Here is a 23,012-nt window from a genome sequence, read left to right as displayed (position 1 = left end):
CGAGGCCAATAACCACCATGAGCGATCCCACCTATCGCGCGGGTTTTGACGCCGCGCTGGAAACCGCTATTAATACTGCCTTGCAATACGATCCCGCGACCCGAGCACGCCTGCAGGAGTTGGACGGCAAAACCATGGCGCTCGACCTGACGGCTCCAAAGTTGCAATGCTGCCTATGTATTGAGGGCGATCAGGTGCGCGTGCGCCAGCACTGGGAGGGAGATGTAACGACCACCATCAGCGGCTCGGCTATTTCCCTGGTGCGATTACTGAAGGACCCCGATGCCACGCCTGCGGCACTGGGTGTCTCTATCAGTGGCTCCAGTGCCCTACTGGCGGAGTTGCAGTGGATCATGAGCGATCTGGATATCGATTGGGAAGCGCCACTTGCGCAAGTGTTTGGCGATATTCCTGCCCACTCCATCGGCAATGTGCTGCGCAGTGCTAGTAGCTGGTTAAGTGCCAGCCTTAGTCGCGCGCCGGTTGCGGCCGCAGAGACGATCAGTGAGGAATGGCAGTTGACGCCACCACAGGCACAATTTGAAGCTTTCGCGGATGACCTCGCCGAGTTGTCCCTGGCCACCGAGCGCCTGGAGGCGCGGGTGCGCCTGCTGCAGGAACAGTTTTCCCGCGGGGAGGCTGAGTAGTCTTGCCTATATCCCGTACTGTTACCATCGCGCGGGTTTTCCTGCGCCATCGCTTAGATCTGTTATTACCAGCCGAACGCCGCCCCCTGTGGCTGCGCGGATTACTGGCTCCACTCAAACTGTTGCCGCAACCAAAGATGGAGCGCGGCGAGCGACTGCGTCGCGCCTTGGAAGAGCTGGGACCGATCTTTGTGAAATTCGGCCAGCTGCTCTCCACTCGGCCGGATTTGTTGCCGCCGGATGTGGTTGAGCAGCTCGACTATCTACAGGACAAAGTACCGCCCTTCCCCAGTGATCAGTGTCGCGCATTGATTGAGGAAGCCCTTGGCGCTAGTGTCGATGAAGTCTTTGCCAGCTTTGAGCACGAGCCCCTAGCGGCAGCTTCGGTGGCACAGGTTCACGCCGCCGTGCTTAACAGCGGCGAGTCAGTCGTGGTCAAGGTGCTGCGCCCGGGCATCGGCGAAGTGATTCAGGAAGATTTGCGCCTGTTGCGGGTGATTGCCCGGGCTATCGAACGCTTCGTGCCAGAGGGCCGCCGTCTGCGCCCGGTGGAAGTGGTGGAAGACTACCGTCATACCATCGAGGGTGAGTTGGATTTAACCCGCGAGGCGGCCAACGGCACCCAGTTGCGGCGTAATTTCACTGATTCCCCACTGCTATATATCCCCCAAGTTTACTGGGATTACACCCGCGAAAACGTGCTGGTACTGGAGCGTATCAATGGTATTCCTGTCACTGATTTAGCGCAGCTGCGCGAGCAGGATACCAATATGCCGCTGCTGGCCGAGCGCGGCGTGGAGATCTTCTTTAAGCAGGTTTTTGAATACAACTTTTTCCACGCGGATATGCACCCGGGCAATATTTTTGTCTCCCGGGAACACCCGCAGCGCCCGCAGTATATTGCCATCGACACCGCCATTGTCGGCAGCTTGTCGCGAGAAGATCAGTACTACCTGGCGCGCAACCTGCTCGCCATGTTCCGGCGCGATTACCGCATGGTGGCGGAGCTGCACGTACAGAGTGGCTGGGTTCGTGCGGATACCCCTGTAAATGCCTTCGAGGCGGCAATTCGCGCCGTGTGCGAGCCGATTTTTGAGAAACCCCTGGGGGAGATTTCCTTTGCGCGGGTATTGATCAGCCTGTTCCAGACTGCGCGACGCTTCGATATGGCGGTGCAGCCACAACTGGTGTTATTGCAGAAGACCCTGTTGAATATAGAGGGTTTGGGACGCCAGCTTTATCCGGAATTGGATCTGTGGAAGACTGCTCATCCATTTTTGGAGCGTTGGATGCGTGAACGCATCCACCCCAAAACACTGGTGGGCGAGATCAAGCGCTACGGTCCCGAGTGGCTGGAGAAGTTTCCACAGATGCCGCAATTGGTCTATTCAGCCCTTGAGCAGTCGCGGGAATTGGCGCCACAACTGGAAAATATCGGTGAAAAACTGGCGAGCAGTCAGCGCCGTGGGCGCTGGCAGTATTTGCGTCGGCTCGGCGGGGTAGTGCTCGCTTTAGGTGCTCTGGTCTTAAGCCGGCCGCAGTGGCTGGAGCAGTTGCCACCCTCTGGTTGGGTATTGGGCATCGCAGCCCTGATTTTACTGCTCTGGCCCTAATGACACTGGCGGCAGTATTTTGCCGGCGTCGCGCCGGCCTACACTTGGAATTCTGATGGAAGAGACATTGACTCAAGCTGTGCCAGCAAGCGGCTTTATTGATCAGGTCAGCTGGAACAACGATGGCCTGGTACCCGCCATTGCCCAGGATTTTAAAAGCGGTCGCGTGCTGATGATGGCGTGGATGAATCGCGAGTCTCTGGCACTGACCGCTAGCGAGGGCTATGCGGTCTACTGGTCGCGTTCCCGCAAGGGCCTGTGGCGCAAAGGGGAGTCATCCGGCTTCCTACAGAAAATACGCGAGATTCGCCTCGACTGTGACGGTGACACCGTACTGTTAATGGTTGAGCAAGAGGGTGGAATTGCTTGCCATACGGGCCGTAGCAGCTGTTTTTACAACCTCTTGCAGGACGGTGAATGGCGCGTTAGCCAACCGGTATTGCAAGACCCCAAAGCCATCTACAAGTGAGCCCGGAAATGAGTGACCTGCTGCAACAACTCGATGCGGTACTAGAGAGCCGCAAGTGCGCAGAGGATGCCGATAAATCCTATGTGGCTAGCCTGCATAGGAAGGGGCTCAACAAAATACTGGAAAAGGTGGGCGAGGAAGCCACCGAAACAATTCTCGCCGCCAAAGATGCGCAGGCCAGTGGCGACAACCGGGATATGATCGCCGAGACGGCGGATCTCTGGTTTCACTCATTAGTGATGCTTTCGCACCTGGGAGCGGACTCCCAGGATGTAGTGCGTGAACTGGGTCGACGCTTTGGCCTCTCTGGCCTGGAGGAAAAGGCATCCCGCAGTAAAGAGGGATAAGAATTCAGTTGGAAGGACTGGCGTAACAGTCCTCTGATAATTTGTGGTTTTACCCAAGGTGGCCAATGGCAATGCAAATCGGCTGCCGTATTAAATGACATGGAGACAATTATGGGATTCGGTGGAATTAGCATCTGGCAGCTGTTGATTATCTTGGTTATTGTCCTGCTGCTTTTCGGAACCAAGCGCTTGAAAAACCTCGGTGGTGATCTGGGCGGTGCACTGAAAGGCTTCCGCAAAGCGGTGAAGGACGATGATAAGGATGAGGACAAAGATAAAGGCAAAGACCCTGAGCGTCTTCAGCACGATGAGGAAGAAAAGCCGCAACAGGGCAGCACCTCGAAAGAAAAAGACAAGCAGTCCCAGGACAAATAATTCGGCACTGTTAACGCGAGTAATGCCCCGTGTTTGATATTGGCTTTTTTGAACTACTACTGGTCGCGGTAGTGGCACTGCTTGTGGTGGGCCCGGAGCGCCTGCCCGATGCCATCCGCACGACAGCGCGCTGGTGGTCTGGCCTGAAGCGAACCTTGCAAGGTGCGCGTGAGGAACTGGAACGGGAAGTCGGTGCCGACGATATCCGCCGAGAACTGCACAATGAGCGCATCCTCAAGGAGATCGAAGAGAGTCGCCGGGAAATGGAGCGTACCTTCAGTGAGGCTAACCGCGAGGTGAATGAATCCCTGCAGCAGCAGGAGGAGCCCCAGCCCAGCGAGTCGGCCAAACCTAAGGAAAAAGCTCCAGCCAAAGTGCCCCAGGAGCCCGATCATCCGCGCGCGGAAAAAGAAGACTATTTACCGGAGCAGGATGAAACCGTTGAAGAGTTGCAGGACCCGGAATACCCAGAGCACTGGCACGATTTAGGTGATCCCGAACTGAATCCGGAGCACCCGGAAAATACGCCTAAAAACGTAGAAAAAGAGTCGCAACAGGAAAAAGACAAGCAACCATGAGCGATCAATCACAAGACAGCCATCAGCCCTTTATCGATCACCTGATCGAGCTGCGGGATCGGCTGCTGCGCACGTTACTGGTTGTAGTGGTTTTGTTCGCCTGCCTGGTACCCTTTGCCTCGGATATCTACAACTTTATTGCCAATCCGCTACAGGAGCGTTTGGTCGGCGATGCAGGCATGATTGCCACAGAGGTGACCTCCACCTTTCTTACGCCATTTAAGACCACCTTTATTGTATCGTTTTTCATCGCCATTCCCTTTGTGCTCTATCAGGCCTGGGCTTTTATAGCTCCCGGTCTTTATAAAAATGAAAAGCGTATTGCGATTCCAATCTTGGTCACCAGCGTATTTTTGTTTTACGCCGGTGTGGCCTTTGCCTATTTCGTAGTGTTTCCTATTTTATTTGATTTCTTTGTTGGCTCGGCCCACGCAGATATCAAAGTTATGCCGGATATGCGCAGCTATCTGGATTTAGTATTGAAGTTGTTTTTTGCCTTCGGCTTCGCTTTCGAGATACCCATCGCCACGGTGTTATTGATTTGGAGTGGCGCAGTGGATGCCAAAACCCTGGGGAGTAAACGTCCCTATGTGATTGTGGGCTGCTTCCTGATCGGTATGCTGCTCACCCCACCGGATGTTATCTCCCAGTCCCTACTGGCCGTACCCATGTGGTTGCTGTTTGAGGTGGGAATCTTGTTTGGTCGCTGGATTACATCGCGCCGGTCAAAAGAGCAAGCCGAGCAGTCTTGATTTGCGGATTTTTAAAAATTACATTTCCGCCATCAGTTAAACGGCTCGAAGTAGTTTTTCAAATCAACATTTTGCTTGCGCAATAAAATGCCCCGACTGCTTTCGCAGCCGGGGCAGTCGCCCTGTTGTTTTACCTGCCCTAACCAAAATCCAACGCCGTGCTCTCAAACAGAGCTGGTTGTGGGTAGACAGTCTGCGTTCCATGCAATAAAAAGCCGAACGATATTGGTTTTTGCGCCACTACTGGCAAGCCCCCATCGCAACAAAAACCAAACGGTCAGCTGAGGAAATTAGCGATTAAGATCCGAAACTCCTGTTTCTTAAAATAACCGCCTGCGCCGCAAAAAACTTGCGGCAATGGTACTACCCTGAGACCCCAGGTATTAGCGAGATGCAGCCGCCGTTTTATTGACACGTGTGGCTGCAGCGCGCTCTTTCTTTTCCTGCTCCGCTACTGCTTTTTCCACATTGTTGCTAACCAGTCGATAAAAATAGAATGCCATCAGGAATATAAACCCGATTACGGCCAGACTGAGCAAGCCGGAAAAGCTGGTAAATAGATCAATTAAGGCATCCATCTTTCTCTCCAGTACGCCAATGCTTCAGTTATGCAGTGTATGGCGTTGTGCTACAAACCTCTTGACCTAAATCAACTGGGCTTGAGTTACTGGAGAAGAGGAGGTTCGGTGGTCTCTGGCTGGGCGTATATAAGCCGATACCAAGTGCTGGTGTTCTTAGGGGGCTACTTTTCCTAAAGGAAAAGGTGCAGTACTGCGACTGACCGGTATTTTGCTTGGTAGAGTTAGCTAGGTTCATATATGCGCTTTAGAGCATAGGGAATTTTTTCATCAGTGCAGCACAAAACTTAATAGCAGGCAGGCAAGTGCTGCGCCCCATAGTAGATATAACTCCTGCTCCTGGCGCCAGCGAGGGAGAAGCAGCATGAGTGCCAAGGGAGGTATAAAAAGAGCGAGGAATCCAGCTATAGTGCTGTCGTCAAAGCACACTTTCACTAATCGCAGCCATGCAATGGCGGCAAAAGCCAGGGCAAATACTGTCAGAACCGCGCTAACTGGCATCATGCTATAACCCTTAGAGGCTATTGAAGGGGAAGAAAAGGCCCTGGCCAGATCACATTAAAATGACAATAGGAAAGGAAGTGTATAGCAGATTGCTTGTCACGGGCCTGCCAAAAAAATGGCTTAATTTGCGCTTATGGCTGCTTATCATCCCACTGTATTTGGCGGGGTGTGAAACCGTCGGGTATTACGCCCAAGCAGCTTCCGGCCAGTGGCGTATTTTGTCTGGGCGTCAGCCGATAGAAAAAGTCATTAATGAACCGGGTACCAGTGAGCAATTACAACAGCAGCTACAACTGGTATTGCAGATTCGTGCCTATGCAGCTGAAGTTTTGCAACTGCCGGTAGGTGATGCCTATAACGCTTATGTACAGTTAGATGACACCTACCCGATTTGGAATGTCCTGGCAGCGCCGGAGTTTTCCCTTGAGCCTAAGCGCTGGTGTTACCCTATCGCTGGCTGCGCCAGCTACCGAGGTTATTTTCGCAAGTCTGCGGCAGAGGCAAAAGCGAATCAACTGCGTGGACAGGGCTATGATGTATATCTGGGCGCGGTGCCCGCTTACAGCACCCTCGGTTGGTTTAACGACCCAATATTATCCAGTTTTGTTAATTGGTCTCAGGAACGCCTAGCCGGTCTTTTATTTCATGAGCTGGCCCATAGAAGGGTTTATATCTCCGGTGATACCCAGTTCAACGAGAGCTTTGCCACCGCCGTCTCAGAAATTGCCCTACCCGGCTGGCTCAGTAGTCAGGGCCTGGTCAGCTCCGCAGCTCAGGCCCGCGCAGAAACCTTGTCTGTGCGTCAATTGATGGCAGCCGCACGCAGCCAATTACAAACAGTCTATCAATCTTCACAGCCAGATGATTTAAAGCACGAACAAAAAGCCCGAGTTTTATCCCGATTACGTCAATGCTATAGAAATCTATCTGCAAACTGGCCCAATCCTGCCCGCTATCAAAACTATATAGAAAAAACCAACAATGCCACCCTGGCTCTAGCCGCCGAATATGAATCCCAAGTGCCGGCCTTTAAGCAGCTTTATTTGGATAGTGGTAGTTGGGAGGCTTTTTATGATGCGGCTGAGAGATTAGGTGAGCTCGACAAGGAGGGAAGAGAGGAAAGTTTGTTGAGGCTGGCTACTGATTACAGACGGAAAAATAATGTATCGAAACTGATAGTTGATATTGATATGAAAGCTTGTATTCATAACGATCCTTAAATAGGCTTTAAGGATCTTGGTTTCGGATAATAAGTGCAGTTGGCAAGGGAAGGCCGCTAGTAATATCGGGTCTCACCTGACTAAAAAATTCAATGGCGAGCTACTATCAACATAACTAGAAGGATCGATACAGATTTATAGTCTGAGAAAACTGGGTACTCTCAGAGAGCAATTATAGAACTGTTGGAGAAATATCTCTCGACGATCAGTTGCGCAACAGCTTTGTGAGGCTATTGTCTATGGTGAGTGAACCTCAAGTGTCAGCAAGAATATAAGGAATAAAAGGTGGCTGATTACGTGTGGCAATAAATGTGAACTCTAACCCCGGAAGAGTTACATCCTCAGTAAATAGTTAGTCCTTTAAAAGACATACTGGTTATTGTTATATCACGAGAAAATCTACCGGATTTTTTTAATTTCGATTAAAAAATCGTGGATACTTATATAAATATCTTAAGGTTGTATCAAAGGCCTATTGCAGGCGTTATGGTAAGTGTAGTCGATGCGGAAAGATCAAAATAGAGTAACTATATAGATAAGCGGTCAGTTATTGTTGACTGAAAAAGTCGGATAGTTGACTAAGAAGATGATGTTGTTATAGGTAAGGGGTATGGTTGAATACTTCTGATTATGATCAAATGCAAGAGTTACTTATTGTTAGATTAATAGGTAAACGATCAGCTTTATTGGTGGTTGAAGTAGTGATTACAATGGACTTAGAAATCGATATTTATTTTGTTCGCTCATATTATCTCTGAGAGACGGTACTAATAATACGAGTTGTAGATTCAATTGATCAGTGCAACACCTCTGTAGGAATATGGCCTATCGGGGGATCATTGAATGAAGCGCATATTTACAGCAGAAGAAAAAGTGGATTTTCGACGCTTGGAAAAAGGGCATTGGTTTTAGTGAAATTGCCATTTCCATAGATTCTAAGCCAGGAACCATTTTTACTGTTTTGAGAGATACTGGCGGAATTAAACCAATACCCAGAAAGCCATCTCCTCAACACCTCACATTAGCCGAACGCGAGGAAATACGTGCAGGTCTTTCTGCAAAACAAAGTATTCGAGCAATCGCTCGCTCCTTGAATCGGAATCCATCCGCAATCTCGTGTGAGATTCAGAGAAATCGGGAGCGACGATACTCAAACAACCGTGCAAAACGGATGGTAAGGCGTCCTAAGCCGTATTTGCTGGAGCAAAACCCGAGGCTAAAGAAGCTTGTTTTGGAAAAATTAGAGTTAAACTGGTCACCAGAGCAGATATCGGGTTGGTTACGGAAGACATATCAGGCTGATGAATCAAGGAAGATATCAGCAGAGGCTATCTATAAAACACTGTACTTCCGTGTGCGTTCAGCACTTCATCATAAGCTAGTAAAGCATTTGCGTCGGTCTCACAGTCTTCGTCACAGCAAACAACATTCACGTAAAGGCGAGCGCGGTACTATCAACATCGTCAACGGTACATCGATAAGGGAGCGTCCTCAGGAGATACAAGAACGATGTGTTTTAGGTCATTGGGAGGGTGACTTAGTGTCAGGTTCAAATAACACTCATATTGCCACGCTTGTTGATCGAAAATCGCGGTATACGATCATTCTTAAGTTGAAAGGGAAAGATGCGAATTTTGTGAACCAGACGCTTGTTGCTAAGTTTAAAAAACTGCCAAAAGAGCTTTGCCAATCACTGACGTGGGACCGAGGAATGGAGCTGGCGAAGCACGCTGAATTTACGGAAAAGACGGGTGTTCCTGTCTTCTTCTGCGATCCTCAGAGCCCCTGGCAAAGGGGAACGAATGAGAATACCAACAACTTAATCCGTCAGTACTTTCCAAAAAAGACATGCTTGGCGCAGCATACTCAGAGGAAACTCAATCAAGTTGCTAACGAGCTTAATAGCAGGCCAAGAAAAACACTGAGCTTTGCGACACCAAAGCAGGTTATTAAACAGGGTGTTGCCTTGACAGGTTGAACCTACAGTGGCCTATTTCGGCAGTATTTCTTAAAGGATGTCAACATCCAATAATGTAATAGACGAGAAGCTTCAATTTGTAATGTATCGCCTAGAAGTAGGCCAAGGCTGAGCTAGGAGGAAAGTCACCGAGTGAGTTGTTCATGGGGCTGTAAGATGATGATTGTATTATTAGGGAGTTTAAATTGCTCCTTGAAACCAAGCTTGATTGAGATGATCCAAGAGGTTGTTTTAAGTTTCAATTATAGATTTTTAAATAAAATGTAATAGTTTCAGTTTGGCTGCATATATGCCATCGACAGTTTCTCTCTTTATTGGTCTAAGCTGCAAAGTGGGAGATTTGTAATGCACCTATTTAGAGTGAATAGGTGCATATTTTTTGTTGGAGAAGTTATTTAGATACTGTCAGTGCTTGTGAGGTTTCGTAATCATAAACTCTAACTTCTCCAAGCAAGGTTGAAATATAGGTTAACCCTGTATTGGGATCTACAATAGCCTTATTTTTTGTGCTGGCATTATTTGAGTACCTATATTCACGATTTCCTGTTTCAATATCTACATAAATCATCGGTTGATCACCAGAAACTTTAGAGCTATTAACAATTAATTTGTTTCTAGTGGAATCAAGTCGCATATTAAATGGCCCGGCTAAAGATGGCCCTTCGCCAACATCGTCACTCGAAATTATTTCTCTATATCCTGTTGTAAGATTAACGAGGAAAATTGAATTTCTAAAACGGTCAGCAACATAAGCAAAGTTCTTATTTGAGCTCAGTACCATGCCACTTGGGTCTGACCAATCGGGGCCTTTATAATCATGACCATAACCCTCAAAAACCCGGCTGATTACAGTTCGGTTTCCGTTTGAAATATCGACACTAAACAAACCCCTATCACTTCGACTGAGAACGTATAGTATCCCTTTTTCTTCATCTATTTCGATATCTGAAATTGGTCCAAATGGAAATCCAGTTCCAGTCCCAAGTCCAGAAATTATAGCTCTGTCGCCTGTAGCCCTATCTACTTCTACAACATAACCATACGACTCAGGCTCTTCAGGATCGTACCAGGAATGGGTGATAAAAATACGTCCATTTTTTGCATCCAGGGCAAAATCGTAATAGCTTTCTGGTGAGATTCCAGATCCTATAATATCACTAACAATTATTTTTCTATCACCACTTACAGGATCAATTTCCATTATCTCAGGCATATAAATTGGGGCGGTTTCGTTAATGATTAGTATTTTATTGTTAATGCTATCAAATCGTACAGATGAGGCATCCCCTATGGGAGGTCCATCACCTCTTTTAGATTGTGTTATTTGTTTGCGAACACCCGATTCAATATCAATAGATATTAATTGATTTGATGAACAACTTAGATAGACTGATTCGTTAGCGCTATCAACAGTTAAGTGGATATTTCTCCCGAAAACCAAGTTGTCTTTAAGGTAAGTTTTTTTTTCTGATACTAGTCTTCTTTCGCCTGTAGAAATATTGACTTCTATTAACTCATCGGATGAATCACCAATATATGCGAATTCTGCGGTGTCATCGACGGTAAAGCTTATACTCCGATTTAGAGGATAACCAGTCCCATAAATACCACCGCTGATTATGGATCGCTCACCGGTATTTAGGTCAACTTCTATTAAATAACCAACCTCCGGATAAGGATATGTTTTTCTGGTAATGGCAAAAAGTCTCCCGTTCCTGGCTTCTATTCCTGATATGTGATGAAAGTCGTCTTCGCTACCTGTCGATTTATCAGCAATGATTTTTCTAGCTCCACTACTTAAGTCTACGCTAGCAATATACCAATTATAAGGGTCATCTGTATCAGATATGTAGAGCATATTATTGCTGCTATCTATCGTAATTTCTCCAGGTGTTAGGCTAACTCCATTTGTCTCTTGTTCAGAAATAGTAATTGGTACAAGGTTAGAATAGTCGAATAGTACTATGTTTCCGTCATAGTCCATTCCGTATAGGTGTTTTGTCAGGGTGTTGTAAGTGGGCCTCCAAATATCAAAATCAAATGGAGTGTGTGTTTGATTCCCTGTGTTTAAGTCAGTTTCTACGATATCCGGATAGCTGCCTATCACTCTGTGATTTTCCGGATCATAAGATATTTTTCCGCAAGCATTATAATTATTAGGTATATTGGCGTTGACTATTCTAGTTGCCGCAGCTTGTGAAATGTTCCCATTTACATCTTCTACTTTTACAGTCAGTGTATTTTTCCCAAAACTCTCTAGAGGTACTTCCGCTTGCCAGCTGCTAAAATTAACGTTGGAAGTTGAATCTGCCATAACTCCATTTACTGATACACTTTTTACAGCCTCATTATCACTTGCGGAGCCTCTTATTATAATATTTCCTTGCCTTGTAACTAACCCATCTATATGTGGGAAATCAATTGTTGCAGTTGGATAGGTACTATCGTTCGAGCCTCCGGTATTGTTGTTACTTGCATTGCTGCCATTAGAGCTACCGTCTCCTCCTTCGCAACCGCAAAGAATTATTATTATAAAAAGGTAGCTTGACAACTTTTTTAAATCTGAGAGGGTAAACAAAACAAATCCTTGTGTGTTTTTTATGAGGTTAAATGATTTGACACATAATCAAAAATATGATTATAAATCAATACTTGATTATGTATATGAGATGAAAAAACGTTATTAGGGGAAGGCGTCCTAACTATTCATGTTGTATCAGTAATTTGCAGCCGAGTGAGGCATAGATAATCTTTAGGTTATTTTTGCTAAATCCAACATCCGATTAGCAAACCCCCACTCATTATCAAACCAAATCAATATCTTTACTAATTTTCCGCCGGCAACCCGTGTCTGACTGGCATCAATAATTCCCGAGCGCGGGTCGTGATTAAAGTCGCAGGAGGCGAGGGGTTCTTCGGTGAAGCCGAGTACGCCTTTAAACTCGGTCGCAGCTGCGGATTTTAGTAAAGCGTTGATCTCACTTTGACTTACGTCTTTTTGTAATTGAACCGATAGATCAATAGCGGAGACATTGACAGTGGGTACGCGCATAGCCTGGGCTTCGAACTTTCCAAATAAGTGCGGCAATATGCGCTCGATGCCGCGGGCGAGTGCGGTGTCGACGGGAATAATTGAGGTAACGGCGGAGCGTGTTTTTCTTAAATCGGTGTGGTGATAGGCATCGCTTACCGGCTGATCGTTCATGGCGGAGTGGATGGTGGTCAGCACGCCCGCTTCTATACCAAACGCCTTGTCGAGCGCTGCGATTACCGGCACGCTGCAATTGGTGGTGCAGGAGGCGGCAGAAATAATAGTTTCATTGCCGTTCAGGGTGTGATCGTTAACCCCATAAACAATGGTGGCATCCACATCGCGGCTGGCGGGCTGGGAGAATAAAACTTTTTTTGCCCCTGCGGCCAGGTGCAGTTCGGCACAGCGCCGCTCTTTAAAACTACCGGTGCATTCCAGCACAATATCGACATTTTCTTCGCGCCAATTCAGGTCTTCCAAACGCTCGAAATGCGTAACTGCGATGGAATCGCCATTAACTGTTAGTGTGTCATATTTCACTGAGACATCACCGGCGAAGCGACCGTGTACCGAATCGTACTTGGTAAGGTGGCCGATGGTAGCGCAGTCTGCCAGCTCGTTGATGGCGACAATCTGTAGGGTATCGCGGGCGCCGGATTCGTACAGAGCGCGCAGAACGGAGCGGCCGATACGGCCATAGCCATTAATGGCGAGTCGGGTGGTCATAGCGGTACATGCCGGATAGGAATTGAAGGCGTAGCCGAGACGTCCCTCGCGATATTGTGTGCAAGGGGCGCCCGGCTAGAGTGCTGAAATTAGTTCAGCACTTTCTCGACGGTTTCCACCACATTTTCCACGGTGAAACCGAAGTGACGCATCAGCTCGCCGCCGGGGGCGGACTCACCGAAGCTGCTCATGCCGATAATAGCGCCGTCAAAGCCTACGAACTTATACCAGTAATCCTGGTGGCTGGCCTCTACCGCCACGCGTGCGCGCACGGCGGAGGGCAGTACCGATTCGCGGTAGGACTCGTCCTGCTCCATAAAGGCTTCGGCGCAGGGCATGGAAACCACACGCACCTTCTTGCCCCCGAGCTTCTCTTGGGCGGCCATGGCCAGTTCCACCTCAGAGCCGGTGGCGATAATGATCGCTTCCGGGGTGCCGTCGCAGTCGGACAGTACATAGCCGCCCTTCTCTACCTGGGCCAGCTGTGCGGCGTTGCGCGGTTGCGGCGCCAGGCCCTGACGGCTGAATACCAGGGTGCTGGGGCCATTTTTACGGGCGATAGCCATTTTCCAGCTCACTGCGGATTCGGTGGCATCGCAGGGGCGCCAGGTGTGCAGATTGGGGGTAGAGCGCAAAGCACTTAGCTGCTCAACCGGCTGGTGAGTGGGTCCATCTTCACCAAGGCCGATGGAGTCGTGGGTGTAGACAAAGATCACGCGCTGCTTCATCAGTGCGGCCATGCGCACGGCGTTGCGGGCGTATTCCATAAACATCAGGAAAGTGGCGCCATAGGGGACGAAACCGCCGTGCAGGGCGATGCCGTTCATCATGGCGCTCATGCCGAACTCACGCACGCCGTAGTAGACGTAGTTGCCGGAGGCATCTTCTGCGCTGACGCCCTTGGAGCCGGACCAGATGGTGAGGTTGGAGCCGGCCAGGTCGGCGGAACCACCGAGGAATTCAGGCAGCAGCGGACCGTAGGCGTTCAGTGCATTCTGGCTCGCCTTGCGCGAGGCGATTTTCTGCGCATCGTCCTGGCACTGCTGAATATAGTCATCGGCCTTTGCAAAAAAGTCTGCGGGCAGTTCGCCGCGCATACGGCGCTCGAATTCGGCAGCCAGCTCGGGGAACTCTTCGCGGTAGTCGGCGAAAATGTCTTTCCACTCGTCTTCCTGGGCTTCACCTTTGGGTTTGGCGTCCCAGTCGGCATAGATCTCCGCGGGGATTTCGAAGGGGGCGTGGGCCCAGCCGAGGGTTTCGCGTACCAGGGAGATTTCATCGTCACCCAGAGGTGCGCCATGGCATTCTTCGCGGCCCTGCTTGTTGGGGGAGCCGAAGCCGATCACGGTTTTACAACAAATAATGGTTGGCTTATCGCTGTTCGCGCGGGCCTCTTCGATGGCGGCTTTAATGGCGGTGGCGTCGTGGCCATCCACATTGGGGATTACGTGCCAGCCATAGGATTCAAAGCGCTTGGGCGTGTCCTCGGTAAACCAGCCTTCTACTTCTCCGTCGATGGAAATGCCGTTGTCGTCATAAAAGGCGATTAGTTTGCCCAGGCCCAGGGTGCCGGCCAGGGAGCAGGCCTCGTGGGAAACACCTTCCATCAAACAGCCGTCACCCATAAATACATAGGTGTGGTGGTCGACCAGCTCGTAACCCGGACGGTTGAACTGTGCTGCCAATACTTTTTCAGCCAATGCCATACCAACGGCATTGGTAATACCCTGGCCGAGAGGGCCGGTAGTGGTTTCTACGCCCGGCGCATAACCGTACTCCGGGTGGCCCGGGGTTTTGGAATGCATCTGGCGGAAATTTTTCAGCTCTTCGATCGACAGGTCGTAACCGGACAGGTGCAGCAGCGAGTACAGCAGCATGGAGCCGTGGCCGTTGGAGAGCACAAAGCGGTCGCGGTCGGCCCACTCGGGGTTGGCTGGATTGTGCTTCAGGTAGTCATTCCACAGCACTTCGGCGATATCCGCCATACCCATAGGCGCACCGGGGTGGCCGCTGTTGGCTTTCTGGACGGCGTCCATAGACAGGGCGCGAATAGCATTGGCCTTGTCTGTGCGAGAGGGAATAGAAGACATAGGAAGAACTCTCTGATTTTCGGATGGCCGCGGGGTGCTCTACAGGCGCTTCCCGCAGCGACAAAATGGGGGCGTATTTTCCCGTAAAGGTGTGTCTCACGCAAAGGCTTGCGGAGGGAAATTGCTATTAAGTGAAGCAACAATTGCCCAGGTTTATGTGCAGATGGTGGCCATAAGCACCTACATCAAAATAATTTTATGAAGCTATATCAAAGTTCTTTGATATAGGGTGGTGTGCCTGATAGACTCACCCGCATGTTTGAAATCCAGCCCATTTCTCAATCCGGCACCGGCGCGGAAATTCCCCAACTGGCGGCGACCCTAAAAGCTGCGGGGGATCCCCTGCGCCTGGAGATTTTGCGCCTGCTTAGCCAGGACTCCTACAGCGTGCTGGAACTCTGCCGAATTTTTGATCTGCGCCAACCGGCCCTGAGTCACCACCTCAAGGTGCTTGCTCAAGCGGGGTTGGTGAGCAAGCGCCGCGAGGGCAATAACCTCTTTTACCGGCGCACAGGCAGCACACCGCTGCTCGCTCAGCTGTTCGCCAACCTGGACCAGTTGCCGCTATCAGACGCGCGGGCTCAATCGGTGGCGCGTATCTCGGAGGAGCGCGCCGAAGCCTCGCGTCGCTTCTTTGCGGACTACGGCAATCGCTTTCGGGAGCAGCAGGAGTTGATCGCCAGTTACAGCGTGTATGGCCCGCAGGTGGCACAGCTGCTCAACTCTGGCCGCCATGCCCTAGAGGTGGGGCCCGGTGAGGGGGAGTTCCTACAGGAGTTATCCCTGCGTTTTGCCACAGTCACTGCGCTGGATCTGTCCTCGGCTATGTTGGAGCGCGCCCAGGCATTCGCCGATGAGCAGGGCCTGGCAAATATCGAATTTGTCTGTGGTGACACCCGTGCTGCAGCGGCACGTCCAGCCAGTGCGGACAGCATTGTGGTGAATATGGTATTGCACCACACCCCCGACCCCGCACAGATTTTCCAGGACTTACAAGGCGCGCTGAAAAGTGGTGGCCAGTTACTGGTGGCAGAGCTACAGGAGCACGGTCAGGACTGGGCGCGGGAAGCCTGCGGTGATCTATGGCTGGGATTTGCCCCCGAACAGCTGAGCCAGTGGGCACAGACTGCCGGTTTAAGGGACGGCCGTAGTGTCTACAGTGCGCTGCGCAATGGCTTTCAGATTCAGATCAGAGAATTTGTAAAACCCTGACAACTGCAGTCGATTGTCAGGCCCAGAATTTTGCTAACCGCCCGCGGCGGAACACATGGAGACTCTCACATGAGTGAATACAAACTGTTTACCTCGGAATCCGTGTCTGAAGGGCACCCGGATAAAATCGCCGACCAGATTTCCGACGCGGTATTGGATGCTCTGTTGGCTCGTGACAAGCAGGCGCGCGTTGCCTGTGAAACTCTGGTAAAGACCGGTATTGCGGTTATTGCCGGGGAAATCTCCACCTCCGCCTGGGTTGATCTGGAGGAATTGGTGCGCAAGGTGATTACCGATATCGGCTACACCTCCTCCGACGTGGGTTACGATGGGGAAACCTGTGGTGTGATCAACGTTATCGGCAAGCAATCCCTGGATATTGCCCAGGGTGTCGATCGCGCCAAGCCAGAAGATCAGGGTGCTGGCGACCAGGGCCTGATGTTTGGCTACGCCACCAATGAAACACCGACTTTTATGCCGGCGCCTATCTATTATTCCCACCGCTTGGTGGAGCGTCAGGCTGAGGCGCGTAAGTCCGGCCTGCTGCCCTGGTTGCGCCCGGATGCCAAGAGCCAGCTTACTTTCCGCTACGACGACCAGGGCCGTCCCTGCGCTATCGATGCGGTGGTGCTCTCCACTCAGCACAATCCCGATGTGAGCCAAGCCGACCTGCGCGATGCGGTGATGGAGTTGATCGTACATCACACCCTGCCGACAGAGTGGCTACACAAGGACACCAAATTCCATATTAACCCTACCGGTAATTTTGTGATTGGCGGCCCTGTCGGTGACTGTGGCCTGACCGGGCGCAAAATTATCGTGGATACCTACGGCGGTTCTGCGCGCCATGGTGGCGGTGCCTTCTCCGGTAAGGACCCGTCCAAAGTGGACCGCTCTGCGGCCTATGCCGGTCGCTATGTGGCCAAGAATATTGTCGCCGCAGGCCTGGCCAAGCGCTGTGAAATTCAGGTGTCCTATGCCATCGGCGTTGCCGAGCCTACCTCGGTTGCCATCAATACCTTTGGCACAGGCGTGGTTTCCGAAGAGAAACTGGTGGAGCTGGTGCGCGAGAATTTCGATCTGCGCCCCTATGCCATTTCCAAGTCCCTCGATCTGCTGCACCCCATGTATCAGCTGACTGCAGCCTACGGCCACTTTGGTCGCGATCCCTTTACCCACACCTATAACTGGGTGGATGGCAACGGCCAAGCGCGCAGTGAAACTTTCACCGCCTTCCCTTGGGAGAAGACTGACAAAGTCGATGCGCTGCGTGCGCAGGCGGGTCTGTAATCTACTGGATAAACGCGGCTCTATATCGTGAGTTGCTATCAGGAGGCGCTGCGGCGCCTCAGTGAGTGAAAAGAACATTACTGGAACTCAAAAGAATGAATCAAATGAGCACTGAATTTAAAGATTTTAAGATCGCGGATATTTCACTGGCCGAGTGGGGCCGCCGTGAAATCGAAATTGCCGAAGGTGAAATGCCGGCGCTGATGACCCTGCGGGAGAAATACCGCGCGGAACAGCCTCTCGCCGGTGCGCGTATTATGGGCTGTATCCATATGACCATTCAGACCGCGGTACTGATTGAAACTCTGGTTGCCTTGGGTGCTGAAGTGCGTTGGTCTTCCTGTAATATTTTCTCCACTCAGGACCACGCTGCTGCCGCGATCGCCGCACGCGGAATTCCTGTGTTTGCCTGGAAGGGTGAAACGGAAGAAGAGTACGAGTGGTGTTTAGAGCGTACCGTGGGTGCCGATGTTGCCGGCTGGCAGCCGAATATGATTCTCGATGACGGTGGTGACCTCACCGAACTGCTGCACCGTAAGTACCCGGCCGTCCTGAACAATTGCCACGGTATCAGTGAAGAAACCACCACCGGCGTACATCGTCTGCAGGACATGTTGCGTGAAGGCACCCTTAGAGTTCCGGCGATCAACGTCAACGACGCCGTAACCAAGAGCAAGAATGACAACAAATACGGTTGTCGTCACAGCCTGAACGATGCAATCAAGCGCGCCACAGATCACCTGCTGGCGGGTAAGAAAGCGCTGGTTATCGGTTACGGTGATGTTGGTAAAGGCTCCGCCGCTTCGCTGCGCCAGGAAGGTATGATCGTCAAGGTTTCTGAAGTGGATCCCATCTGTGCCATGCAGGCCTGTATGGATGGTTTCGAGCTGGTTTCTCCCTACATTAACGGTATTAACACCGGCACCGCCGAATGCATTAATAAAGAGCTGCTGGCCAATACCGACCTGATTGTCACCACTACCGGCAATGCCAATGTCTGCGATAAGCATATGCTGGCGGCACTGAAGAGCGGCGCTGTAGTTTCCAATATCGGTCACTTTGATAATGAAATTGATACCGCCTTTATGCGCGAGAACTGGGAGTGGCAAGAAGTGAAGCCCCAGGTGCATAAAATAGTGCGCAATAGTGAAACCAATGACCACCTGCTGTTGTTGTCCGAAGGCCGTTTGGTAAACCTGGGCAACGCCACTGGTCACCCCAGCCGTATTATGGACGGGTCATTTGCCAACCAGGTTCTCGCGCAAATTCACCTGTTTGAAGAGAAGTTTGCCGACCTGGCCTCTGATCAAAAAGTGTCTGCACTCTACGTCAAGGTACTGCCCAAGCACCTCGACGAGGAAGTCGCACGTTATATGGTGGAAGGTTTTGATGGGGTAATTACCCGTATGACCGAGGAGCAGGCCAAATACATAGGTGTTTCTGTCGACGGTCCATTCAAGCCCGAAAGCTATAAATATTAATCCCTCATAAAAGATGCCGGCCGTGCCGGCATCTGAATTTCGGAGGGCCTGGAAAATATAATGAAAAATCCCATTCGCATCAGTTTCGAATTTTTCCCACCCAAAACCCCCGAAGGCCGCGTCAAGCTGTATAAAACCCGCGAGGCTTTACAGGCGTTTAATCCAGAATTCTTTTCAGTCACCTATGGTGCCGGTGGTACCACGCGTGAAACTACCGCTAATATTGTTACCAATATGCGCAAAGATGGTATTTCCATCGCGCCGCACCTGTCATTTGGTGGAGACAATGAAGAGATCATTCTCGGATTATTAGATATATATAAAGAGGCCGGTGTAAATCGTATTGTGGCCCTGCGTGGGGATATGCCCTCTGGAATGGGTGCGGTGGCGCAACTGGTCTACGCGAATGAGTTGGTGGCTTTTATTCGCCGCCATACTGACGATCACTTCCACCTGGAAGTTGCCGCCTATCCGGAAATTCATCCGGAGTCCAACAGTTATGATGATGATATACGCTATTTAAAAGGAAAGTTTGAGGCGGGAGCGAATAGCGCCCTGACTCAATACTTCTATAACCCGGATTCATATTTTTATTTCATAGATCAGTGTGAGAAAGCCGGTATCGATGCACCGATCTATCCGGGAATTATGCCAATTATTAACTTCGATAATTTAGTGCGTTTTTCGCGTAACTGCGGCGCAGAGATTCCGCGCTGGCTGAAAAAACGTATGGAAAGTTATCGCGACCCGGAAGATATCCGTAAGCTGGGTCTCGAAGTAGTTACCGACCTGTGTGAAACTTTATTGGAGGGGGGCGCACCGGGATTGCATTTTTATACGATGAATCAGATTGGTGCCTCAGAGAGTATTTTAAAGGACTTGGGCCTTGAGGCTCGCTAGTCCTCCTTGATATTTTATAGTGCCACGGGGTGTGGGCATTAGCATTTAACAGGTTGTAAGAGTTAAATAATGCGTAAATATTGCCCACCAACCGAGCCTTTTTTATCGGTCATTTATCAGGATTCCTCCCTTCTTATTTTAAATAAACCCAGCGGTCTCCTCAGTGTGCCAGGTAGAGATCCGGCCCATAAAGATAGTCTGGCAAGCAGGGTACAAAAAAACTACCCGGAAGCACTGATAGTACACCGCTTGGATATGGATACTTCGGGCCTATTGGTAATGGCGCGGAGTCCTGAAGTTCACCGCAAACTCAGCACACTCTTTCAAAATCGCAAGGTCGATAAAACCTATCTTGCTAGAGTGTGGGGGGGACACACTGCGGACTCAGGTGAGGTGAATCTGCCTCTAATTTGTGACTGGCCAAACAGGCCAAAACAAAAAGTAGATCATGAGGTGGGTAAGCCATCTCTCACGCGTTGGGAAAAAATATCTAGTACAGCAGACAGCAGCTTACTGCGCCTCTTGCCGGTTACAGGCCGTTCTCATCAGCTGCGGGTGCATATGCAGGCGATGGGGCACCCGATATTGGGTGATCCATTCTATGCACACTCAGAAGCCTTAGCTGCGGCCCCGAGATTATTATTGCATGCGAGTGCTCTGGAATTTTTGCATCCAGAGACCCAAGAGCGCCTGAGTGTTACCAGTGAATTACCAGAGGTATTCTCAGCTGAATAATCGTTAATGCTAGTTTTACAACCGGCTTTGATTTTTCATTAAATAAAAAAGGGCGATCTGGTGATCGCCCTTTTTTGTTGGTCCGCAGTATTATTTTTTATTCTTCATTGCCGCCATTAACAGATCGCCCATGCTGCCACGGCTATTCCCTTGGCCGCCCTTCTGTTGCCGATTGCCTTGTTGCTTGTTATAGCGCTGGGCCTGGCGGTTTTCACGCTGGTCGCCTTTGTTGATACCGCCGCTGTCCTGCTCGCCGGGCTCGTCGGAGAGGCGCATGGAAAGACCGATGCGCTTGCGCGCGACATCCACTTCCATCACTTTTACTTTGACGATATCGCCGGCTTTAACCACCTCGTGGGGATCTTTCACGAACTTTTCTGAAAGCGCGGAGATATGGACCAGTCCGTCCTGGTGCACGCCGATATCCACAAACGCACCGAAGTTGGTGACGTTGGTAACCGTGCCTTCCAACACCATGGCCGGGCGCAGGTCTTTGATTTCCTCAACGCCCTCTTCGAAGCGCGCAGTACGGAATTCCGGGCGTGGGTCGCGGCCGGGTTTTTCCAGCTCGGCGATGATATCGGTAACGGTGGGCACACCGAATTTTTCATCGGTGTAATCCGCCGGGTTGAGGCGGCGCAGGAAGGCGGAGTCGCCGATCAGGCTATTGATCTCGCGGTCGTTTTTCTCGGCGATGCGTTTCACCACGATATAGGATTCGGGGTGTACGCCGGATTTATCCAGCGGGTTTTCGCCGCTATTAATACGCAGGAAGCCGGCGGCCTGCTCAAAGGCTTTGGGCCCCAGGCGCGGTACTTCCATCAGCTGTTTGCGGTTTTTAAAGGCGCCGTGTTGATCGCGGTAGCTGACGATATTGCTGGCGATGGAGGCAGTCAGGCCGGAAACCTTGGCCAACAACGGCGCTGAGGCAGAGTTCAATTCGGCACCGACACCGTTTACACAGTCCTCTACTACAGCGTCGAGGGAACGCGCCAGCTGAGTCTGTGAAACGTCATGCTGATACTGGCCGACACCAATGGATTTAGGCTCGATTTTTACCAGCTCAGCCAGCGGGTCTTGCAGGCGACGGGCAATAGAGATGGCGCCACGGATGGTGACATCCAGATCGGGAAATTCCCGCGCGGCGAATTCGGAAGCGGAGTACACGGAGGCGCCTGCCTCGTTTACCACCACCTTTTGCGCATTTAATTTGTATTGCTTAATGGTCTCGCCGACAAATTTATCGGTCTCGCGACTGGCTGTGCCGTTGCCGATGGCGATCAAGCCTACATTGTATTTATTGCACAGGGCGGCAATAACCGCGGCGGATTCCTGATGACGGTTTTGCGGCGGATTGGGGAAGATGGCGGTGTGGTCCAGTATCTTGCCGGTGGCATCTACCACTGCAACTTTCACACCGGTACGCAGTCCCGGGTCCAGGCCGATAGTGGCCTTGTGTCCGGCAGGTGCGGCTAACAGCAGATCTTTGAGATTGCGGGAGAAGACCTTGATGGCTTCCTCTTCCGCTTTCTCGCGCAGCTCACCCAACAGGTCAGTTTCCAACGCGGTAAGCAGCTTGATACGCCAGGTCCAGCGCACCACTTCGCCGAGCCATTTGTCCGCCGGGCGGCCTTCGTCGCTGATATCGAAATGCCGAGCGATCATAGATTCACAGGGATGGCTGGCGGTGGCTGGAGTACCTTCCTCTTCTGGTAATCCAACACTGATGGCGAGGATGCCCTCGTTGCGGCCGCGGAAAATCGCCAGGGCGCGGTGGGATGGCACCTTGGACCAGTCCTCGGCGTATTCGAAATAGTCGCGGAATTTGGCTCCCTCTTCCTCTTTGCCGTCGAGCAGCTTGGATTTAACCTGGCCATCGCGCTTGAGGAAGTCCCGCAGTTTACCCAGCAGCTCGGCATCTTCGGCAAAGCGTTCCATCAGGATAAATTTGGCCCCGTCGAGGGCGGCCTTGATGTCTTTTACCTGTAAGGAGGCGTCTTCATGATCGGTGTTGAGGTATTGCTGCGCTTCTGCGGCGGGATCCAGGGATGGATCGTTAATCAGGGCGTCGGCGAGAGGCTCGAGGCCCGCTTCGATGGCGATCTGCCCTTTGGTACGACGTTTGGGTTTGTAGGGCAGGTAGAGATCTTCGAGGCGGTTCTTGGTGTCGGCACCGTTGATTTGCTGCGCTAATTCTGCGGTGAGTTTGCCCTGTTCATCAATACTCTTGAGGATGGCTGCGCGGCGCTCTTCCAGTTCGCGCAGGTAGCGCAGGCGCTCTTCCAGTGTGCGCAGTTGGGTGTCGTCTAAAGCTCCCGTTACTTCTTTCCGGTAGCGGGCAATAAAGGGCACCGTGGCGCCTTCGTCCAGCAGGGATACTGCGGCAGTTACCTGTTGGGAGCGTACGTTGAGTTCTTCTGCGATGCGAGCGTTGATATCCAGCATTTGATGTCTATATCCGTTTTCCGGGGGTTCGTACCTTAAGG

At 51.0% G+C, this 23,012-nt stretch carries 19 protein-coding genes and 1 pseudogene; 14 read left to right on the top strand and 6 right to left on the bottom strand.

Annotated elements, in window-relative coordinates; all coding sequences use genetic code 11:
- Positions 1 to 17: 17 nt before the first annotated feature.
- From ACJJIO_RS09200 to tatC, 7 genes are all read left to right on the top strand, one after another.
- Positions 18 to 647, top strand: coding sequence for a ubiquinone biosynthesis accessory factor UbiJ (locus ACJJIO_RS09200; protein ID WP_444883169.1), 630 nt, complete (start codon positions 18 to 20; stop codon positions 645 to 647).
- Between the two features lie 2 nt (positions 648 to 649).
- Positions 650 to 2,260, top strand: a complete 1,611-nt coding sequence (ubiB, locus tag ACJJIO_RS09195) for a ubiquinone biosynthesis regulatory protein kinase UbiB (RefSeq protein WP_444910819.1) — start codon at positions 650 to 652, stop codon at positions 2,258 to 2,260.
- A gap of 55 nt (positions 2,261 to 2,315) precedes the next feature.
- Positions 2,316 to 2,729 (top strand): phosphoribosyl-AMP cyclohydrolase, encoded by a 414-nt coding sequence (gene hisI, locus ACJJIO_RS09190; RefSeq protein WP_444910818.1) that lies wholly within the window; start codon positions 2,316 to 2,318, stop codon positions 2,727 to 2,729.
- A gap of 8 nt (positions 2,730 to 2,737) precedes the next feature.
- Positions 2,738 to 3,076 carry a phosphoribosyl-ATP diphosphatase gene (locus ACJJIO_RS09185; RefSeq protein WP_252083830.1) on the top strand — a complete coding sequence of 113 codons (339 nt, stop codon included), beginning with the start codon at positions 2,738 to 2,740 and terminating at the stop codon, positions 3,074 to 3,076.
- A gap of 111 nt (positions 3,077 to 3,187) precedes the next feature.
- Positions 3,188 to 3,451: a twin-arginine translocase TatA/TatE family subunit gene (gene tatA / locus ACJJIO_RS09180; RefSeq protein ID WP_444910817.1), complete on the top strand. Its 264-nt coding sequence runs from the start codon at positions 3,188 to 3,190 to the stop codon at positions 3,449 to 3,451.
- A gap of 29 nt (positions 3,452 to 3,480) precedes the next feature.
- Positions 3,481 to 4,029, top strand: a complete 549-nt coding sequence (tatB, locus tag ACJJIO_RS09175) for a Sec-independent protein translocase protein TatB (protein ID WP_444910816.1) — start codon at positions 3,481 to 3,483, stop codon at positions 4,027 to 4,029.
- The gene (tatC, locus tag ACJJIO_RS09170) at positions 4,026 to 4,781 is read left to right on the top strand and encodes a twin-arginine translocase subunit TatC (RefSeq protein ID WP_252083825.1); all 756 of its coding nucleotides are present in this window, start codon (positions 4,026 to 4,028) and stop codon (positions 4,779 to 4,781) included. The genes tatB and tatC overlap by 4 nt, the downstream gene beginning before the upstream one ends.
- A gap of 383 nt (positions 4,782 to 5,164) precedes the next feature.
- On the opposite strand, the gene ACJJIO_RS09165 is transcribed toward tatC, so the two are convergent.
- Positions 5,165 to 5,359, bottom strand: coding sequence for a DUF3149 domain-containing protein (locus ACJJIO_RS09165; RefSeq protein WP_252083824.1), 195 nt, complete (start codon positions 5,357 to 5,359; stop codon positions 5,165 to 5,167).
- 270 nt (positions 5,360 to 5,629) lie between these two features.
- Positions 5,630 to 5,863, bottom strand: a complete 234-nt coding sequence (locus ACJJIO_RS09160) for a hypothetical protein (protein WP_152455765.1) — start codon at positions 5,861 to 5,863, stop codon at positions 5,630 to 5,632.
- Between the two features lie 77 nt (positions 5,864 to 5,940).
- Here ACJJIO_RS09160 and ACJJIO_RS09155 point away from each other — a divergent pair, with 77 nt between their 5' ends.
- Together ACJJIO_RS09155 and ACJJIO_RS09150 are read left to right on the top strand one after the other, a co-directional pair.
- Entirely contained in the window at positions 5,941 to 7,083 is a 1,143-nt protein-coding gene (locus tag ACJJIO_RS09155) for an aminopeptidase (protein ID WP_444910815.1), read from the top strand.
- An 843-nt stretch (positions 7,084 to 7,926) separates the two neighbouring features.
- Positions 7,927 to 9,061, top strand: a pseudogene (locus tag ACJJIO_RS09150) (IS30 family transposase).
- A gap of 391 nt (positions 9,062 to 9,452) precedes the next feature.
- Here ACJJIO_RS09150 and ACJJIO_RS09145 read toward each other — a convergent pair.
- The 3 genes from ACJJIO_RS09145 to tkt form a co-directional block, all read right to left on the bottom strand.
- Positions 9,453 to 11,639, bottom strand: a complete 2,187-nt coding sequence (locus ACJJIO_RS09145; RefSeq protein ID WP_444910814.1) for a hypothetical protein — start codon at positions 11,637 to 11,639, stop codon at positions 9,453 to 9,455.
- A 174-nt stretch (positions 11,640 to 11,813) separates the two neighbouring features.
- Positions 11,814 to 12,818: a type I glyceraldehyde-3-phosphate dehydrogenase gene (gene gap / locus ACJJIO_RS09140; protein WP_444910813.1), complete on the bottom strand. Its 1,005-nt coding sequence runs from the start codon at positions 12,816 to 12,818 to the stop codon at positions 11,814 to 11,816.
- Between the two features lie 89 nt (positions 12,819 to 12,907).
- A complete protein-coding gene (gene tkt, locus ACJJIO_RS09135) occupies positions 12,908 to 14,899 on the bottom strand; it encodes a transketolase (protein ID WP_444910981.1) in 1,992 nt (663 codons plus the stop codon).
- A 243-nt stretch (positions 14,900 to 15,142) separates the two neighbouring features.
- Between tkt and ACJJIO_RS09130 the strand changes: the two genes are divergently transcribed.
- From ACJJIO_RS09130 to ACJJIO_RS09110, 5 genes are all read left to right on the top strand, one after another.
- The gene (locus tag ACJJIO_RS09130) at positions 15,143 to 16,120 is read left to right on the top strand and encodes a metalloregulator ArsR/SmtB family transcription factor (RefSeq protein ID WP_444910812.1); all 978 of its coding nucleotides are present in this window, start codon (positions 15,143 to 15,145) and stop codon (positions 16,118 to 16,120) included.
- A 69-nt stretch (positions 16,121 to 16,189) separates the two neighbouring features.
- Positions 16,190 to 17,410 carry a methionine adenosyltransferase gene (metK, locus tag ACJJIO_RS09125; protein WP_252083816.1) on the top strand — a complete coding sequence of 407 codons (1,221 nt, stop codon included), beginning with the start codon at positions 16,190 to 16,192 and terminating at the stop codon, positions 17,408 to 17,410.
- A 95-nt stretch (positions 17,411 to 17,505) separates the two neighbouring features.
- Complete coding sequence (ahcY, locus tag ACJJIO_RS09120; protein WP_444910811.1) at positions 17,506 to 18,891, top strand: adenosylhomocysteinase; 1,386 nt, start codon at positions 17,506 to 17,508, stop codon at positions 18,889 to 18,891.
- Between the two features lie 60 nt (positions 18,892 to 18,951).
- Positions 18,952 to 19,791, top strand: a complete 840-nt coding sequence (gene metF / locus ACJJIO_RS09115) for a methylenetetrahydrofolate reductase [NAD(P)H] (RefSeq protein ID WP_444910810.1) — start codon at positions 18,952 to 18,954, stop codon at positions 19,789 to 19,791.
- Between the two features lie 69 nt (positions 19,792 to 19,860).
- A complete protein-coding gene (locus ACJJIO_RS09110; RefSeq protein ID WP_444910809.1) occupies positions 19,861 to 20,526 on the top strand; it encodes an RluA family pseudouridine synthase in 666 nt (221 codons plus the stop codon).
- A gap of 90 nt (positions 20,527 to 20,616) precedes the next feature.
- Here the strand turns inward: ACJJIO_RS09110 and ACJJIO_RS09105 are convergent, their stop codons facing one another.
- Complete coding sequence (locus ACJJIO_RS09105; protein WP_444910808.1) at positions 20,617 to 22,971, bottom strand: Tex family protein; 2,355 nt, start codon at positions 22,969 to 22,971, stop codon at positions 20,617 to 20,619.
- Positions 22,972 to 23,012 lie beyond the last annotated feature (41 nt).

The sequence above is a fragment of the Microbulbifer mixtoriginis (SeqCode) genome (genome assembly GCF_052467235.1).
The sequence above is the reverse complement of the archived record's forward strand: the minus strand, read 5'-3'. Positions and strand labels throughout refer to the sequence as shown.